The sequence below is a fragment of the Methylophaga thalassica MP genome, from assembly GCF_000214595.1.
In the GTDB taxonomy this organism is placed as follows: domain Bacteria; phylum Pseudomonadota; class Gammaproteobacteria; order Nitrosococcales; family Methylophagaceae; genus Methylophaga; species Methylophaga thalassica.
Window position 1 is genome coordinate 212,511 of record NZ_AFIG01000001.1, and the last position, 16,371, is coordinate 228,881.

Annotated in this window: 18 protein-coding genes; 8 read left to right on the forward strand and 10 right to left on the reverse strand. The window is 42.4% G+C overall.

Annotation, left to right across the window (positions count from 1 at the left end; all coding sequences use genetic code 11):
* Positions 1-87: 87 nt before the first annotated feature.
* A complete protein-coding gene (locus tag MAMP_RS00955; protein ID WP_007144089.1) occupies positions 88-720 on the forward strand; it encodes an SDR family NAD(P)-dependent oxidoreductase in 633 nt (210 codons plus the stop codon).
* A 30-nt stretch (positions 721-750) separates the two neighbouring features.
* Here MAMP_RS00955 and MAMP_RS00960 read toward each other — a convergent pair whose 3' ends face one another.
* Positions 751-3,024 carry a bifunctional diguanylate cyclase/phosphodiesterase gene (locus tag MAMP_RS00960; RefSeq protein WP_007144090.1) on the reverse strand — a complete coding sequence of 758 codons (2,274 nt, stop codon included), beginning with the start codon at positions 3,022-3,024 and terminating at the stop codon, positions 751-753.
* 196 nt (positions 3,025-3,220) lie between these two features.
* Here MAMP_RS00960 and MAMP_RS00965 point away from each other — a divergent pair, with 196 nt between their 5' ends.
* On the forward strand, positions 3,221-3,676 hold the full coding sequence (locus tag MAMP_RS00965; RefSeq protein ID WP_007144091.1) for a hypothetical protein: 456 nt from the start codon (positions 3,221-3,223) through the stop codon (positions 3,674-3,676).
* A gap of 56 nt (positions 3,677-3,732) precedes the next feature.
* On the opposite strand, the gene MAMP_RS00970 is transcribed toward MAMP_RS00965, so the two are convergent.
* The 4 genes from MAMP_RS00970 to MAMP_RS00985 all read right to left on the reverse strand — a co-directional run bounded on the left by MAMP_RS00970 (position 3,733) and on the right by MAMP_RS00985 (position 6,041).
* The gene (locus MAMP_RS00970; RefSeq protein ID WP_007144092.1) at positions 3,733-4,167 is read right to left on the reverse strand and encodes a DUF2214 family protein; all 435 of its coding nucleotides are present in this window, start codon (positions 4,165-4,167) and stop codon (positions 3,733-3,735) included.
* 337 nt (positions 4,168-4,504) lie between these two features.
* Positions 4,505-4,957: a GNAT family N-acetyltransferase gene (locus tag MAMP_RS00975; RefSeq protein WP_007144093.1), complete on the reverse strand. Its 453-nt coding sequence runs from the start codon at positions 4,955-4,957 to the stop codon at positions 4,505-4,507.
* Positions 4,958-5,049: 92 nt separating this feature from the next.
* On the reverse strand, positions 5,050-5,487 hold the full coding sequence (locus tag MAMP_RS00980; protein ID WP_007144094.1) for a hypothetical protein: 438 nt from the start codon (positions 5,485-5,487) through the stop codon (positions 5,050-5,052).
* 17 nt (positions 5,488-5,504) lie between these two features.
* Positions 5,505-6,041, reverse strand: a complete 537-nt coding sequence (locus MAMP_RS00985; protein WP_007144095.1) for a hypothetical protein — start codon at positions 6,039-6,041, stop codon at positions 5,505-5,507.
* A gap of 354 nt (positions 6,042-6,395) precedes the next feature.
* On the opposite strand from MAMP_RS00985, the gene MAMP_RS00990 reads away from it, so the two are divergent.
* Complete coding sequence (locus MAMP_RS00990; protein WP_007144096.1) at positions 6,396-7,052, forward strand: LysE family translocator; 657 nt, start codon at positions 6,396-6,398, stop codon at positions 7,050-7,052.
* 175 nt (positions 7,053-7,227) lie between these two features.
* Positions 7,228-7,515, forward strand: coding sequence for a DUF3144 domain-containing protein (locus MAMP_RS00995; RefSeq protein WP_007144097.1), 288 nt, complete (start codon positions 7,228-7,230; stop codon positions 7,513-7,515).
* Between the two features lie 78 nt (positions 7,516-7,593).
* Here the strand turns inward: MAMP_RS00995 and MAMP_RS01000 are convergent, their stop codons facing one another.
* Both MAMP_RS01000 and MAMP_RS01005 read right to left on the reverse strand, forming a co-directional pair.
* The gene (locus tag MAMP_RS01000) at positions 7,594-8,076 is read right to left on the reverse strand and encodes a DMT family transporter (RefSeq protein ID WP_007144098.1); all 483 of its coding nucleotides are present in this window, start codon (positions 8,074-8,076) and stop codon (positions 7,594-7,596) included.
* A gap of 10 nt (positions 8,077-8,086) precedes the next feature.
* Positions 8,087-8,515 carry a DMT family transporter gene (locus tag MAMP_RS01005; RefSeq protein WP_007144099.1) on the reverse strand — a complete coding sequence of 143 codons (429 nt, stop codon included), beginning with the start codon at positions 8,513-8,515 and terminating at the stop codon, positions 8,087-8,089.
* Positions 8,516-8,604: 89 nt separating this feature from the next.
* Here MAMP_RS01005 and MAMP_RS01010 point away from each other — a divergent pair, with 89 nt between their 5' ends.
* Entirely contained in the window at positions 8,605-9,528 is a 924-nt protein-coding gene (locus tag MAMP_RS01010) for a LysR family transcriptional regulator (RefSeq protein WP_040576114.1), read from the forward strand.
* A gap of 447 nt (positions 9,529-9,975) precedes the next feature.
* Here the strand turns inward: MAMP_RS01010 and MAMP_RS01015 are convergent, their stop codons facing one another.
* Positions 9,976-10,185: a cold-shock protein gene (locus MAMP_RS01015; protein WP_007144101.1), complete on the reverse strand. Its 210-nt coding sequence runs from the start codon at positions 10,183-10,185 to the stop codon at positions 9,976-9,978.
* Positions 10,186-10,519: 334 nt separating this feature from the next.
* Positions 10,520-10,948: a MarR family winged helix-turn-helix transcriptional regulator gene (locus MAMP_RS01020; RefSeq protein ID WP_007144102.1), complete on the reverse strand. Its 429-nt coding sequence runs from the start codon at positions 10,946-10,948 to the stop codon at positions 10,520-10,522.
* 101 nt (positions 10,949-11,049) lie between these two features.
* On the opposite strand from MAMP_RS01020, the gene MAMP_RS01025 reads away from it, so the two are divergent.
* Positions 11,050-11,520 (forward strand): DUF2798 domain-containing protein, encoded by a 471-nt coding sequence (locus MAMP_RS01025; RefSeq protein ID WP_007144103.1) that lies wholly within the window; start codon positions 11,050-11,052, stop codon positions 11,518-11,520.
* Between the two features lie 181 nt (positions 11,521-11,701).
* Here MAMP_RS01025 and MAMP_RS01030 read toward each other — a convergent pair whose 3' ends face one another.
* Positions 11,702-12,004: a hypothetical protein gene (locus MAMP_RS01030; RefSeq protein ID WP_007144104.1), complete on the reverse strand. Its 303-nt coding sequence runs from the start codon at positions 12,002-12,004 to the stop codon at positions 11,702-11,704.
* 145 nt (positions 12,005-12,149) lie between these two features.
* Between MAMP_RS01030 and MAMP_RS01035 the strand changes: the two genes are divergently transcribed.
* A complete protein-coding gene (locus MAMP_RS01035; protein WP_007144105.1) occupies positions 12,150-13,100 on the forward strand; it encodes a FecR domain-containing protein in 951 nt (316 codons plus the stop codon).
* 199 nt (positions 13,101-13,299) lie between these two features.
* Positions 13,300-16,347 carry a TonB-dependent receptor gene (locus MAMP_RS01040; RefSeq protein WP_007144106.1) on the forward strand — a complete coding sequence of 1,016 codons (3,048 nt, stop codon included), beginning with the start codon at positions 13,300-13,302 and terminating at the stop codon, positions 16,345-16,347.
* The last annotated feature ends 24 nt before the right edge of the window (positions 16,348-16,371 follow it).

The window sequence follows — 16,371 nt, forward strand, 5'->3', positions numbered from 1 at the left end:
TATTTCTACCGGATTGATACGCCAGGGTCACTGGTATTTCTTCCATAATAAATAGACACTGATCACCTGTTCAGACTAGGAGAAAGTATGCAAACGGTTGTTATCTTCGGTGCCGCCAGTGGTTTAGGCGCTGCCATGGTGGAGTATTTTCATGATCAAGGTCTTCAAGTAATAGCTGTAGCCAGAGATCCGTCTAAAAATCCACGATTAGTTGAACTGAAATTACAGTCGCTAAGTTGTGATGCCACGATTCAATCGCAGGTAGAACAAACGGTTTCCAACCTGCCAAAAGAGGCTTGGGTCGTCTCAACGATGAGCAGTTACCGAGCCGATGTACCGGTGGATTATATCGGTCATCGCTACTTGATTAATGCATTGGAAACCCACGGTATTAAACGCTTTCTATTGGTGACATCACTGGGTTGTGGCGACTCATGGCAGTATTTGTCCGAACGTTCTAAACAAGGCTTTGGGGCAGCCGCAAGAGAGAAATCACTGGCGGAGTCCTGGCTACAAACCAGTACGCTTGATTACACCATTCTGCGTCCTGGCGGTCTGAAAGACGGTGATATCACTCACACCAGCCAGCTCTCACAACATCAAGAAGTCCATGGTTTAATTCACCGAAAAGAAGTGGCGAGACTGGCCCATGAGCTACTCGATACTAAACAGAGTTTGGGCCAGATCTATCAATGTATCGATCCGAAGCTAAGCTGGTAAATCAAACAGTACTCATTCGTCTAAACAACCTTACCACTGTGGTTTCCAACCCGCTATCCATTCGGGTACCAGCTCTGCTGGCATCGGTTTGGCAATACCAAAGCCCTGGGCTAACTCACAGCCCAGCTCTAATAACGCTTTTCCATGTTCGGCAGACTCAACACCTTCTGCTATTACACCGCGCTGGAAGGCATTTGCCAGGCCGATAACGCCTTTCACAATAGCCAGATCATCTTCGTCAATCAGCATGTCACGTACAAAGCTTTGATCTATTTTGATGATTTCCGCTGGTAAATGCTTGAGGTATGTCAGTGATGAATAGCCTGTCCCAAAATCATCAATTGCGAATTTCACACCAAGCTGGGCGCAGGCATTCATTGTATTTGATACATTCTGGATGTCTTCTAAGGCACTGGTTTCTAAAATTTCCAGTTCAATTTTATGCGGGTCTACTTCAGGATAAGCTTTCAGCAGAGAGGCTAATCTATCAGCAAAATTAGTCTGCTCAATCTGTAGAGCTGAAATATTAATACTGATCATATCTGGCATAGTGGCCTGCTCAGCTTGCCACAAGCTGATTTGTTTCAGGACTGCATGGATAACCCATTCACCCAAATTAACACTGATAGGATTGTTTTCTATGTAGGGTAAAAACGCACCTGGTGGCAACAAGCCTTCCTCAGGTGACTGCCAGCGAAGTAGAGCCTCTAAACCAATCACCGAGCCCGTTCTCATATTGACGATGGGTTGGAAGTGCATGACAAATTCATCGTTTTCCAAAGCTCGTTCGATATGCAACAACTGTTTTCTATGTGATCTGATGGCATCATCCTGATTCACATCAAATAGGTGATAGCGATTTTTACCCAACTGCTTAGCTGTATACATAGCATGATCAGCGTGACGCATGAGAATGTCGGCATCCACACTGTCTTCTGGAAATAACGTCACCCCGATACTGGCAGACACTGAAAAGGTTTTATCATCAATAGAAATCGGCTCAGAAGATGCCGTTAACAGACGCTCAATCACTGATTCACAGTCTTCAAACACATTCAGCTCGGTGAGTACGGCGATAAATTCATCCCCACCAATCCTAGCAAGGGTATCGCCCTCTCGTAACGCCGCTTTCATACGATTAGAAATAGTGACCAGAAGTTTATCGCCGACTTCATGGCCATAAGTGTCATTGACCTGCTTAAAGCCATCTAAATCAATAAAGGCCACCGCCAATAACTGTTGATGACGTTGGCAATGTGCCATGGATTGCTTGAGACGATCAGCCAGTAAGATACGGTTGGGCAGTGAGGTTAATGGGTCATAACTTGCCAGTCGCTCAAGTGCTATCTGTTGTGCACGAATATGTGTGATGTCTGAAAACAAGGCCACATAGTTAACGGCGTTACCATCTGCATCACGGATTTCACTGATCGTCAGCATTTCTATAAATGGCTGTCCATTTTTGTGTCTGTTTGATACTTCACCAGACCAATAGCCTTCCGTCTTAATTGAATGCCACATCTCTTCATAGAACGTTGGAGAATGCTTACCTGACTGAAGGAGTTTAGGGCTCTTGCCGATAACATCTTCTCTGCTGTAGCCCGTGATTCTAGTGAAAGCGTCATTGACTTCGATAATCTTATTATCAGTATCAGTGACTAAAATCCCTTCATAAGCATGGGTAAATACCGTATTGGCTAGCTTGAGTTTTTCATCTGCTTCTTTACGGGTGGTTATGTCAGCGTGTGTGCCGACAAGGCGTATAGGTTTCCCATGTTCATCACGAGTTATCACCAGTCCACTATCACGAATCCACTTGTAATGCCCATTTTTACAGCGTATGCGGTGCTCGTTGATATAACAATCTGTTTTACCATCAAGGTAACGCTGTAAATCTTCCATCACCAATGCCAGATCATCCGGATGAACACGACTCGACCATTCATCAAGGCTGTTACTGAATTCCCCATCGGCATAGCCAAGCATTGTTTGCAGCTGCTTGGAGTACCACACCTTGCTTGAAGGCACATCCCAGTCCCAAACGCCATCACCAGAAGCATTCAGCGCATAGCGTAAACGCTCTTCAGCCTCATTCATATTCTTCAACTGGTGATAAACAAGCCAGAAAAGAATAAAACCCGTTGCGATGATGAAAAACCAACCCTTAAAGGTTTGCAACTCAATAATGCTTTGTTTATCAACAAAAAAATATGAAAGAGCCTTGTCAGACGTAATTATCCATATCACTCCAATAATCACGTATATGATGGATACTCTTAATGCCGACATCCATACAGTATTCATAAAAAACAACCACTCAATTCTTATGGAGAGCCGATAGCTTATAGATATATATATCGATGTAACAGGACAGATAACAGAATCGGAATAATTGATAACGCAATGCTAAATCAATGTTTTAAAACGCAAGAGTGACAGGCTCTGTTATTATCAAAATCAACTATTAACTCAGTAAAAAAACTTGATGTTGAGAGCTTAAATGACAACCCCAATCATCCAACGCTGGCTGCCTCTTCTATTCTTGATGAGTCTCATTTTGCAAACTTCACTTGTGATGGCAAAAACGGGAACGGGGCTGGAAATAGATAATCCACAGCAAGTGTATGTGGTGTATACCGTTGAACCGGATGGTCTGGATCAGGGCGAGTTTGAGGCCATTATTGATAATCAGTTATCCCAAGCCAATATTCAGCAAAGTCCACGTGATGATGCTCAGTTATTTTTGCGTGTCGAAGAGCATGCGGGGGAATATCTTTTGTATCTCGATTTCAGCCGAAAGATGTTTTATACCGTTAATGGCAAGTGTTTCAGTAAAAGTGGTTTTGTCTGGGGGCGTTATGTGAAAGATATCTCTGACGTTGATGAATTGAATGAGGATGTCGAATTCCTTATTAATGAGTTTATTGAAGAATATAGCAAGGCCAATAAACTCTGACGAACCACCTTAATCGATAACCTGGAAAGTATGATTGGATAGCTTCAAGTGAGTTCTTACGTGAGTCCATAGCCTTGAGCCATTAACACGGCGAGTAACGGTATAAGCACCAGAAACAACAGCTCAACACGTATAAACATCACAACAGCTTTAGGAACAGCAATGACTGATGCCGATGATTTTCTGTTTTTCAGGAAAAATGCCGTTGGATAGATGGAAAGTAATCCAATCAGCAGAAACAGCCCGACTTTTATGTGAAAAACAGGGTTTGAAGAATAAAATCCAGAAGGCTTACCGACCAGAAACCAAAGAGATAAACCGGCGGCAAGAACCACCAAAACCGAAAGCCCGTAGATTAAATCAATAGCTAAAATCTTTTTAAGATCAGCATTCGACATTTCTGGTTTAACAAACACATGCTCAGTGACCAAGGTTGAAAACAAAACAAACACACCCAGCAGGTGCAGATACTTCACCAACACATATTCCATAAATTCATCCTTGTCTGTTTTGCATGCTGATTTATTGAAAAAATAAACCGCTTTAGCCCAGTACAGTAAGCATTATTAAATAACATTTAATTAGATCAGAGTAAAAAATCCATTTGTACCGCTTTCTGATATCAAAATATGCCTGAATCAACAGCAACATTTCAGACATTGTGAACCAGATTTTCTTTACATTGGCTCAGGGCGGAAACAGCTTTTATCTGACTTGTTCAATAACCTGGAAATTATGATTGCTTAGTACCTGGCAAGTTAGTATCCCAGCCCATAAGCTCGCCTAGAGCAAACATCCACTACAGAGCTATCAAACGATATGTGTTCACTAACTTTTTTTACCAAGCGTCATTGGTTGAAAGCTAATACCATCTTTGACCCCGACAGGGCCTGATTTAGTGAAGCCAAATTTTAAATAGACGGGCACAGCATAAAGCGAAGAACGCAAAGCATAAGACTGTGATTCAGGCTGCATAGACTTTGCTTGTTGCCATAATTGCTTGGCAATCCCTTTTCCATGCAACTCTTCACTAACAAACAGGTGATAAAGATGCGATGCAGCCTTGATAGCAATATAGCCTTTTATCTCATCCGCTTCTTCATACACAAGATTTAAATAGTCTGGACTCTGGAGACGCGATTCAAATGAACCAGGCTGAATCGAGGTCAAAAACCACTCCGGAAGTGGTCTATTCGGGTCCTCAAGATAGTAGTGTGAAAGTGAACCAACGAGTTCAGCCAAATCATGTGCATCTTGTTTTTTTGCTATGCGTATACTCATTTTTAGGCTCAATACTAAGGTCTCAAAGGTCTGACAGTTTATGCCAAAATGATAGGCAGCCAGACCATGTGCTATACAGATATTACTAAGTCCTATTTTACTGTTTCACCTTCTTCAGCACATAGACTTGGTAATACTGCCACAGCCATATCGATCTGGAATGTGTCCTTTTGGTGTTCTTTCAGGAAAAATTGTTGAACACGGTAGGCCTCATGTTCAATGGCTATTCGGCTTTGGCAATCCATATCCTCAGGTTTTATTTCAGCATTTTTATCTTGTAGAAAATGCACCATTTCATGCAGCAAAAAACCTCGGGCACCATCGTTGGTTTTCAGATCCATACGGTTGTCATAGAAAATCGTTTCGGTTTGACTATCGTAATAAGCCACGGCAGTACAGTAATCTGAATCACACAGTTTTATGGCGAGCGTTTCATGACTGACGGCTTCTATTTTTGGCAAATAGCCAGGATCATCGTACCCAGTCAGAGTGAGTGCCCACACAAGCAGGCTTTGAAGTAGTACGTCCATATCATCTCCCTCCCTGATCAAATAAGCTCAAACAGCGTCTTCATCGCCTGTTCATGATCAATATTCTGTTGTCGTAGGTTGCTATAGTTTGCGATCAGCTCACCAAACACATATTTCTCATTCACGGCCGGCAAATAATGGGCAAAATCTACCAGCAACTCGTCCTGATCTGCTTTGATGCCTTTATCTGCTAACTGCCGTGTCACTTGCACTAAGCGATTGCTGACAACCCGTTTATCCTCATGAACATGGGGCAATATTTTGTCCAGCAAAGATTGGTAATAAAACACATCACGATCGGGATCATGCTCAGGCTTTTGTTGATATAAGGACAACAACCAGACTTCGGGTGGCGTGGGATCAGCTACCGACAGCATTTCTTTTGGTTTTTCTTCAGGCATGCCAGACTGCAAATTAGCAGGTACAGGAGCTACAGCAGTGAAGTCGCCGTCATCCTGACTAAAATCGTCTTGCGAAAACTCATCATCATTGCAAGCAGCAAGTGTCAAAACTGACATACAAACAATAACGATCTTTGTGCATTTTTTTCTCATAATTGGCCCTCCTTGGCTCAGATTTCGCCGGGTGGTGTGAAATTTGTGTAGATGAAAAAAGGAAGTCACCAGCCCCGATGCTGAAATACCCTGAAATGGCGCTATTTACTGGGTCAAAGCCACTCCCAACAGGACTATTTCATAATAAAATTAATGCCTTATTCATTGGCTAAGCTAAGGACAAAAGGCCTGTTATCCGCTCAATTTATCTAAACATCACTCACCCTATTATCAAAATAAATACTCTGTAACGGTGACATGATGAAAAGCCGATGAGATAAACAGGCATAATTCATTTGTGTTTTTAAAAGTAAATTTGTACCTTTCTAAACATCAACTAGAAAGATAATTTGCATGGATTTTGGTTTAGTTAGTATTTTTTTCGCGGTGGCACTTGCTCATTTTCTTGCCTTATTAAGCCCAGGCCCTGACTTTGTCTTAGTGGTGAAAAGTGCCATGAAAGGTCATCGTAAAAATGCCATCGGTGTGGCATTAGGCATTGCAACAGCCAATGCGGTTTATATTGGTTTATGTCTTGTTGGTGTTGGCGCCATCCTGGCTGCGTCGGTTTCGTTGATGATTGCATTAAAAATTATCGGTGGCTTATTTCTGCTTTATTTAGCCTTTCATGCTCTCAAAGCCCCCAAGTCAGCTTATCGGGATCTGACCGTCACATCAGTTAACAACACTGAATTAGCAAAAATCAGCTTTATCAAAGAATGCATCACCGGTTTTATGTCCGGCATACTGAACCCAAAAAACTTACTGTTTTATTTAAGCTTATTCACAGTGGCGCTGACACCAGAGGTGAATCTCGGATTCAAAATCTTGCTGGGCGTGTGGATGACACTGGTTGTGTTTCTCTGGGATGTGGCCATCATTTATCTGTTATCCAAACAAACTGTGAGAAATAAATTCACCCGACTCTCGTTTTATATAGATAAAGCCACGGGCATCATCTTGGGAGCCATTGGTTTTAATATCGTGAAGTCTGTTTTAATAAAGCAATAAACGACTTTTTATTGAACTCATAACGCCATATCGACTCCAACTCAACCTGCAGCTAAGGTTTTATCGCAGTTTTATCTGCTAAGATGTCTGCGTTCAAAAGCTCAGATATAACAACAAAAACACCTTAGCTACTGACAATACATTTCAAATCAATAAAACCAATGAGAGAAAAAGAATGAGTGAAAATGCATCAAGCAAAACATTTCAAGAACGTGTCGATGAGTTCGTTGCTATTGCAAATGAGCAAGCAGCGGAAAGCTCCGTAGAAGACGTTAATACAGCCGTGCTATTTTCAGCAGCCCGCTTCAATGCCTTCAGTGTTGCACGTTCAGTTGAAAATGCTGAAAACCTGCAAGCCGAAAAACAAGCCGCCATTGAATACTTCACTCAGCGTTATGCCGAAATGCTCAACCAAAACCTCGAAGAATATATCGCTCGTTTTGATAGTTATACACAGAAATAATGCCAACTAAGGGGCAGCCTCATTGGCTGCCCCCCGCTTAAATTAACACCATAAATCCACATCAAATACGTAGTCACTTTACAAAGTCGTATCAGACTTAGTTTTGGTTAGCTCTTTACGTTTGTTACTCAGATAGATCATGAATATCGCGCCTAACAACAGTACTATTGCCAAATAACGTTGTGCATCTAATTCAATAACAGCATTGTTTAGCCAACCAAAGTGGTCGATCAATATACTCATCATTAGTTGCCCAGCAATAACCGACACGGTCATTCCTGCGATGCCAATTCTCGGCACGGCAAACACCACCACAACCATATATATCACCCCAAACACGGCCCCCATCAGCTGCCACTTAGGCGCATTAAATAGTGTTTGGGCATGTGGTGGTTCAAAAAAGAAAAACAACAAAAACGTCAGAGCAAAGCCAATGACAAATGTCAGCCATGCAGAAGGTATAACCCCTACAATATTACCTAAACGGCCATTAATCGACGATTGTACAGATAAGGCAATTCCACCTACTATCAATATGAATATAGCGAATAAAGTGCTCACTGTTGTTCTCCTAATTCAATAGCCAAAGGGCAATAACAATCATAATAAGCGCCAAGATTCGATAGTGATCCACTGCCATTTTTTTTGTCCCCAGCAAAGCAAAATGGTCTATCACCAAACTCATGGCGATCTGCCCCAGCAAAACACTTGTCATAGTGATACCCAAACCAACAATAGGGGTGGCAATAGTCAGCACCACCACATAAACCGGCCCTAAAACACCACCGGTTAATAACCACTTGGGCTGTGAAAACAACAAGGTTAATTGGGGCCTAGTGAACAAAACCATTATCAAGGTAAGTAAAATACTGCCAATCATAAAGATGGATAAAGTGGCAGCAAAGTGTCCAATATTGGCACCCAATGGTCCAAGCAGGCCAGCTTCAACCGACAGTCCCATCCCAGCAATTAACACCAGCAGATATATAACAAGTTGCATAAACACATGATCCTGAAATTTAATTGTGCCAATGATTGATTATTGCTAGAGTGATATCAATAACTAATCTAACAATTAATAATTGCTTTATGAGCATTAATTCACTACGTGCATTCGTCGCCGTTGCCCAAACAGGTAGCTTCGTAAAAGCGGCTTCTATGATGGAGTTACCGCCCTCTTCAGTGTCACGGTATGTTTCAACTCTAGAAAAATCACTGGGCCAGAAGCTTCTTTATCGCCATACACGAGCGGTAAAGTTAACAGAGGTTGGTGCCAATTATTTTGAAGAAATTCGTGAAGCGTTAATGGCTATCGATCTTGCTACAGAGCATGCCAAAGGGACAGAAACGGCACCTCACGGCACCCTTAAAATTAACGCGCCAGTTTCGTTTGGCAACAAACATTTGTCAGCGTTAATCAATCAGTTTCAGCAACACTATCAGCAGGTGAATGTAGAATTAGTTTTGACTGACTCCTATATTGATCCCGTTCAAGAAGGAGCAGATATTGTTATACGTATCGGTGATTTTTCTGACTCCAGCCTGAATTATCGCAAAATTTCTGATGAACAATTTGTCACTTGTGCCTCTCCCTCCTATCTACGAGAGTCACCAAAAATCAGTTCACCTGATGATCTGCTTAAACAGAATTGCTTGGTATACAAAGGTAATTTGGGCAAACGCACATGGCATTTCCGACAATCGGCGGCTCAGCCATTTGAATCCATCGAAGTGGCAGGGAATTTGTACAGTAATAATGCTGATATTCTGGTGAATGCAGCACTATTGGGCCAAGGTATTATTTTATTTCCCAAGTGGCTTATAGCTGAGCACTTAGCAACTGGTGAATTAGTACCTGTTCTAACAGAATGGCAATGTGCAGAAAAAGCCTCACCACAAACCATTTATGCGCTCTATCCTGCCAACCGTTTAAAATCCCCCAAGGTCAGTTGTTTTCTGGAATTCATGAGTGACTATTTTGGCTCACCAACGCCTTATTGGGGCTCAGCATAACTGGAAATTTTGGCTAACATTACTCATGTCTTACAAATGACCAATTTTAAGAGCTGTGAAAAGCAGCATCAGAATTAGAACTAGGAATAAAGACATGGATAAAGCAGTCAAGATGCTAATGAAAAAGCTGTTTTTCAGAGAGCATAAGAGAGGCGAGCGTTGTTTTTACGAGGCCATAAATTCAAAATGGCGAAGCACTTAAGCTTAATTGGGTAAAGTTATCAGGATGGCACAGTACCATAGAGTTAATCACACTTGGCTCAGATTAAAATTTTTACCGTGATATCAATAAGATGTTTTGATTAAACAAGAAAAGTTAAGAGGGTTAGCCGCGAACCATTATCTTGACTGCACCCAATGCCAATGCGTTTGTCTCGAGCTGTATTCATATCCAAAAAAAAGGGCAAGTCCTTACGGACTTGCCCTTTTTTATGACCGAGAACGAGCTTAGACAGCTACGATGTTTTCGGCTTGTGGTCCTTTGGCGCCCTGAGTCACAGTGAACTCAACTTTCTGGCCTTCTGCTAAGGTTTTGAAACCTGAACTAGCAATAGCACTGAAATGGGCAAATACGTCTGCTCCAGACTCTTGTTCGATAAAACCGAAACCTTTCGCTTCGTTAAACCACTTTACTGTTCCATTAACTGTGTTTGACATAATAATTACCTGAATTTTAGATATAAAAATGCCTCTAGAGGCGTGAATAGCGTGAAAACGAGCTGGAATCTAGAAACTTCAGGACGGGGAATTACGAATAAAACAACGAGATGGAGAGTATAAATAAAAGTCTTACTTTCGAGCTAGGTACACAGTATAGGGTTTCATTGGGAATGTACAGATATTAATTGAGTTTGGTCGAAATGATTACTATGACTCGATTTTGAACATCCGTTTATAAAGGCTTTATTGACTACAAAATCAAGCTGGCTGGCCCTATGTGCCCTTGACTGTTTGTAGAAAGCCATCAGCAGCAGTCAGCTTCATATACCCTTTAATTCCCACTCGTGAGATTTTTTGTCATTTTCTCCGCGACCATAACAAAAGTCTGTAAATCTTCTGAATCAATACCTTGCGTAATTTGCTTTTGCATTTCTTCAGAAACTACCAGCAAACTTTCTTGCAAGGCCATGCCTTTGGAAGTCAACACAAGTAACTGGCTACGCTTGTCATCAGGGTTAGGCTGTTTTTTAACATAACCGTGATCAATAAGCTGCTTAACTAGGCGCGTAATTTGCGCCTTATCGCGTTTAAAAAGCGCTGCAATATCCATAGCAGTGCAAGACTTGTTCTCATTAATAACCTTTAACACTCTAATATGCATGGGGGCAATACCCAGCTTTTTAATTTCAAGCTGATTGCTCAGTTGCTGCTTAATTGCATGCGTTAGATGAAATGTCGCTTCAAGGATATTTGCCTTCATATAAACCTCTATTAATTGTAGTTGACATTGTCATCTATTATAAATTATAGTTGCTATTGTCAACCATTATTACTGCAAGGACAAAATTGTAGGTGAAAAACATGATAAAGAATACTGAAGCAACAAAACGGCCGTCATATATAAAAATTTTGGTGATCGCCTCCATCATGATGACTGTAGGAGGAACCTTGACAGCCATCATGACCTATAAAAATGTAGGTCTCACAGAAAACTTTATGACGCAGTGGTTATCATCGTTTGTTATCGCGACAGTGATCATGATGCCGATAGGGTGGTTATTTATGTCACTGATTGGCAAGGTCGTGCAATTTTTCATGTCTAATAGCAAAACCACACATCAGCAATTAGTCACCGGTTTATCAATGGCATTAATTATGGAAACTGTTATGGCCATCAGTACAACAGCAAATACGCTTGGTTTTTCAAATACAACAACATTTATTTCAGCTTGGGCACAGGCATTTATTACCGCGCTTCCTTTTGGCTTGTTCATGTCAGTAATGATGTCACTGTTTTTCAAACCGAGACTTGCTAAATTTCTGGCCAGCTAAGGAAAAAGGTAGAGACATGAAAAACCGTCTAAAAACAAAATCGAGCTACAAAGAAAAACACACTTTTACATCCGGATATTGGAAAGCTTAAAGCTCACTAGACTAAATGCACATGGTCTAAGAGAAAATATTTAATCACTGGACTCAGTTTGGTTGTGTCCAATATCACTATAAAACGACGCTAACGAATTCTTGGATTAAACGCTTGCCGTGAGACACGGTGAGCGATAGTGATAGGTAAGGACATATGATCTTCCCCTTCTTGCAGGTAATACGCACTTCGAAAACCATAGACTGATAGGGCTTTCATTCTGTCTGCCAGTAGCTCAATATCCTGCCGTTCGTGCACATCATCGCCCTCTGCCACCAGCAGATACAGGCTTTTATCCACCATTGATACTTCACCCGCTTTGACCTGTTTTATTAGGTCTTCCTGATCTAAAAGTGATATCGCACATGATTTCTTTTTACCCTCTGCCTTCAAATTATTGCTGACATATCAAAGGATCATAAAGCTTGATCAGTAGACGCTTAAACGATAATGTATCTCATTATCAAGTATGAAAATATCCGTTTTCTACTGATGTCTCAACACGATCTTGAAAACTTATATTGAGAAAAACTGCTTCATGACACAAGCCCTCACTAAAACCGATCCGATCAATCAAGCCTGTATCTGGGCAGCGAGACTCTGGGCAGACGATGTGTCAGAAGGGGATAAACAAGCTTTTCACCAGTGGCTTGAAGCAGACCCCATTCATGAAAAAGCATGGCAACAAGTGTTAAATCTGCAACAGCAATTTAATGCGGTGCCCGACAGACATGTCGGCAGCAAAGTTTTACAACATCGTAGTGGTATCAGTCGTCGTCAACTGCTAACCGTGGCTGGTGTTGGCATCGGTGTCGGAGCAATAAGCATGGATCGCTGGTTGCCTTCACAGATGAAGGTCACTTCTTATGTCACGGCCAAAGGCGAAATTCGTCATTGGCAATTAAGCGATGGCACCACATTGGCACTCAATACTGACAGCAAGGTTGATGTTCAATTTGATTCAGTCTCTCGTAAAATCATTTTACTTCATGGTGAAATCGCGATTGATACCGGTAAAGATATCAGGCCTATGTCGATTGTCAGTCGCGATGGTGTTATGGAACCATTGGGTACACGATTTAATGTGCAGCAATCAGCGCAGGAAACACAATTAACGGTATTTGAAGGTCGGGTGAGAATCACACCAACAGAAACACCTGACTTACACACCATAGTTCCTGCTGGTGAAGGTGTTAACTTTTCAGCAGTCCAAATGGCTCAGCCGTTCCAGGCGGATCCTGTCTCGAGCTTATGGCTGGAAGGTAAACTCGCGGTAGCAGATATGCCGTTAAATGAGTTTGTCCAACAGCTAGCCAGATACCGCACAGGTATTGTTCGCGTTAGCCCCGAACTCAAACGTTTAACGATTACCGGTATTTTTTCTGTACAAGATAGTGATCGCGTGCTGGAACAGCTCACTGAAATTTTGCCTGTCAGAGTCAGCTACTTCACTCCTTACTGGGTCAGTATCAAACCACTGACGTCCTAATTTTTCTGTGGTTAACGACTTTCTTAGCCAATCACACCCGTTAAATTTCCCCAATAAAAACAAATGGATAATTACTTCACAGGGATCAGCTCGCCTAACAATCAGTTAATGCGAATAATTATTATTACGGATTTTCAATCCACATTCGGTATTACAAGTACAAACCACATTTACTGACAAATACTGAAGGAACTGAAACATGCCGTTACGTCGTTTCTTGCGACTACCCACTTTATTCATAACGCTTAATATGTGTGCTGCCACAGGTTTGTTCGCCGGTGTCAGCCAATACGTTTATGCACAAGACAGCAACACGGATGTTCAGTCTTTTTCTTTATCTGCAGGCAGCCTGGATCAGGTTTTACGTCAATTTGGTCTCAATGCCGGTATTGCCTTGTATGTTGACTCCTCTCTAGTCAATCACCAGCACAGCAATGGATTGGTGGGTGACTATAGCGCTCAACAAGGCCTGCAAACCTTGCTGGCTGGCACTGGACTCACTGCCGTTAAACAACCTGACGGCAGCTTCCGTATCGAACCTGTACCCACACTCACCTTATCTGAAGATGAAAGCAGCGTGGATTTAGGCAAAATCGACATTGTAGGTGACACACTACTTTTTACTCAAGACACCATTGGTTACAACGATGTGTTTGATAAAAATATCTCCAGCACCTATGTCGGAAAACAAGAGTTAGAGCGATTCAAAGGTTCATCACCCGCCGATATGCTCAGTGGCATGCTCAATGTTTATAGCGCCGATGCCCGAAACAGTGGCGGGATTGATCCGAATATCCGAGGCATTCAAGGTCCTGGCCGTGTGCCACTCACAATCGATGGTACCGAGCAGGCCATTACTATCTGGCGTGGTTACAACGGTGCCAATAACCGGAGTTATATCGACCCCAACCTCATCGGCAATATCAAAGCGATCAAAGGCCCCAACCTGGAACGTAATGTCCATAGCGGCATTGGCGGTGCCATCGTAGCAAATACGCTCACGGTGGATGACATCCTAAAACCAGGTGAAGCATTTGGCGGTGAGCTCAAACTTGAAGGTAGCAATAATGCCGTGGATGCAAATGTGCCCCGGTTATCAACGGGTCAGTCTTATACCGATATTCCTGGATTCGATCCTGTCGGTGATATCTACGATCCAACGCTTTATGTCGAACCTCATTCTGGTGGGCAAGACTACTTCGCTGACTATGCCTATCGTCTGGCCGTTGGTACGCGTCAGGAAAAATTTGATCTGATGGGGGCTTACGCTTATCGCAAAAAAGGTAACCATTTTGCCGGTAAACATCAGGATGGTTTCTACTCCCGCGGCTCAGATAATCTTCAAGACAATATGATTCCGGACTTGGCAAATATCTATAAGCCAGGAGATGAATTACCCAACACCTCCAGTGAAATGGAATCCTGGTTAGCCAAAGCCAAACTCAAATTCAGTGATGTTGAGAGCCTTTCATTCGGATATCGGGATACCTCTACTACCTATGGTGAAATATTCCCGTCACGTATTTCATGGGAAAGAGCCGTCGATGAAGGCGTACCACAATGGCCATTAAGTGAGGTCAAAGCTAAAGCGTACAACGTCGAATACGAACTTAACCCTGAAACCAATCGCTGGGTCGACTTTTACGCGAGTGTCTGGAGAACGGATACCGTCAGTGATACCTATACTGGTGGCGGTTACCCCAATGAACCTTATGACCGAAATGCTTCTGGTGATACTCGCTTGCGGAATACGGCAATCAGAAATGCCAAAGAAGATCGTAAAGGCGTCACCTTAAGCAATACCTTTGCTTTGATGGATAACCTTGATCTCACCGTAGGCGGTCGTTATCAACATGAAAAATTACGCTCAGATGATCAATACGGTGACCCTGAACTAGACAGTGTTTTCAGAATGTTTCCCAAAGCTGGGCGTCGTCAGGAAAAAGAGATGAACTTCAACTTTGCCTGGAAACCGACACACTTTCTTAGTGTGGATGCCGGTATGCGTTATTCCTCTTTCTGGTCGTTTGATGATTTTCGTAAAAGCCAATTGGATGCAGGTAACACCAGCCTCAATAGTTATGCGCCTACGATAGGAAGAACCATCCACGTTGAATATGACAAAGTGATTACTCAGGCTGATGTCGATCCAGAAATACAGAATTGGGAAGATAACCGTGCCTTCTGGGAGTCAATGGGCGCTGACGTAGACGCATTCATCCAGCAGATTCAAGATACTGTAGGTACAACGGAAACGGCATCCTATGAGAGCGTCTGGAAAGTCGGTAAAGATGGAAAATATTATAGAAATAATCACCCCTGCTTAACGGCTGATGTCGATGTGACGGCATGTCATAAGGGGGCGCAGGTCATTGGTAATGTGCAAACCATTAAAAAGGTGAAACACCTCAAAGGGGATGGCTGGGCTCCGGTTCTGTCGGTTGCGATGGATCTGAATGACGATAGTCGCATTTATGCTCGTCATAGTCAGGCTTATCGTTTCCCCAGTTTATTTGAAAATACCATTAGCTTTTCAGCCTCACTGCCCAATCCAAATTATGAGTTAAAACCAGAGCATATTTATAACTATGAAGTGGGTTATGTGCATAACTTGGCAGGGGTTTTTGATGCGGATTATGCCGATATCAAACTCAGCTATTTTTATAACCGTACTGAAAACGTTATCGAACGTGATCCTAATAGTCACTTCAGTAATTTGGAAAAACAAACACTGGAAGGCATTGAGTTTCAGGGACGCTATGACAATGGCGGCTTTTTCACCAACCTGAGCCTTGCTTATAACTTCGAAAATGAAGTCTGTGATGAATCATCTGCTGTTGTATTAGATTACCGCTCCACCAGTGATTGTGTTGAAGATGGCTTTGTCGGCGGTTATCTGGTGAGCATGGCTATGCCGGAATACACCGCTAACTGGACGTTAGGCGGGCGATTTTTCAATCGTAAATTAGAGCTGGGAAGCCGTGTCACCTATTACTACAAACATCAGGACAAGTTTGAAAGTAATTATCGTGATCCTTCAGACATCACTTTCTTCGCTAATACGCCACTGTCATGGGACACCATCCTATTATTTGATGCCTATGCCAGCTACCAGTTAAACGATGACATCAGTGTAGAGCTGACCGGCACTAATCTCAGCAATGAATATTACATCGATCCGATGAGTCGTTCTGCCATTCCAGCTCCAGGACGCACATTCAAACTCAGCCTCACGGCTAAATTTTAATCATGAGACAAGGAGGTGGTTTCT

What these genes read in the sequence shown, in the direction of transcription:
- MAMP_RS00955 (WP_007144089.1), top strand. Translation starts at nt 88, where the DNA reads ATGCAAACGGTTGTTATCTTCGGTGCCGCCAGTGGTTTAGGCGCTGCC.
- MAMP_RS00960 (WP_007144090.1), bottom strand. Translation starts at nt 3,024, where the DNA reads ATGAATACTGTATGGATGTCGGCATTAAGAGTATCCATCATATACGTG.
- MAMP_RS00965 (WP_007144091.1), top strand. Translation starts at nt 3,221, where the DNA reads ATGACAACCCCAATCATCCAACGCTGGCTGCCTCTTCTATTCTTGATG.
- MAMP_RS00970 (WP_007144092.1), bottom strand. Translation starts at nt 4,167, where the DNA reads ATGGAATATGTGTTGGTGAAGTATCTGCACCTGCTGGGTGTGTTTGTT.
- MAMP_RS00975 (WP_007144093.1), bottom strand. Translation starts at nt 4,957, where the DNA reads ATGAGTATACGCATAGCAAAAAAACAAGATGCACATGATTTGGCTGAA.
- MAMP_RS00980 (WP_007144094.1), bottom strand. Translation starts at nt 5,487, where the DNA reads ATGGACGTACTACTTCAAAGCCTGCTTGTGTGGGCACTCACTCTGACT.
- MAMP_RS00985 (WP_007144095.1), bottom strand. Translation starts at nt 6,041, where the DNA reads ATGAGAAAAAAATGCACAAAGATCGTTATTGTTTGTATGTCAGTTTTG.
- MAMP_RS00990 (WP_007144096.1), top strand. Translation starts at nt 6,396, where the DNA reads ATGGATTTTGGTTTAGTTAGTATTTTTTTCGCGGTGGCACTTGCTCAT.
- MAMP_RS00995 (WP_007144097.1), top strand. Translation starts at nt 7,228, where the DNA reads ATGAGTGAAAATGCATCAAGCAAAACATTTCAAGAACGTGTCGATGAG.
- MAMP_RS01005 (WP_007144099.1), bottom strand. Translation starts at nt 8,515, where the DNA reads ATGCAACTTGTTATATATCTGCTGGTGTTAATTGCTGGGATGGGACTG.
- MAMP_RS01010 (WP_040576114.1), top strand. Translation starts at nt 8,605, where the DNA reads ATGAGCATTAATTCACTACGTGCATTCGTCGCCGTTGCCCAAACAGGT.
- MAMP_RS01015 (WP_007144101.1), bottom strand. Translation starts at nt 10,185, where the DNA reads ATGTCAAACACAGTTAATGGAACAGTAAAGTGGTTTAACGAAGCGAAA.
- MAMP_RS01020 (WP_007144102.1), bottom strand. Translation starts at nt 10,948, where the DNA reads ATGAAGGCAAATATCCTTGAAGCGACATTTCATCTAACGCATGCAATT.
- MAMP_RS01025 (WP_007144103.1), top strand. Translation starts at nt 11,050, where the DNA reads ATGATAAAGAATACTGAAGCAACAAAACGGCCGTCATATATAAAAATT.
- MAMP_RS01035 (WP_007144105.1), top strand. Translation starts at nt 12,150, where the DNA reads ATGACACAAGCCCTCACTAAAACCGATCCGATCAATCAAGCCTGTATC.
- MAMP_RS01040 (WP_007144106.1), top strand. Translation starts at nt 13,300, where the DNA reads ATGCCGTTACGTCGTTTCTTGCGACTACCCACTTTATTCATAACGCTT.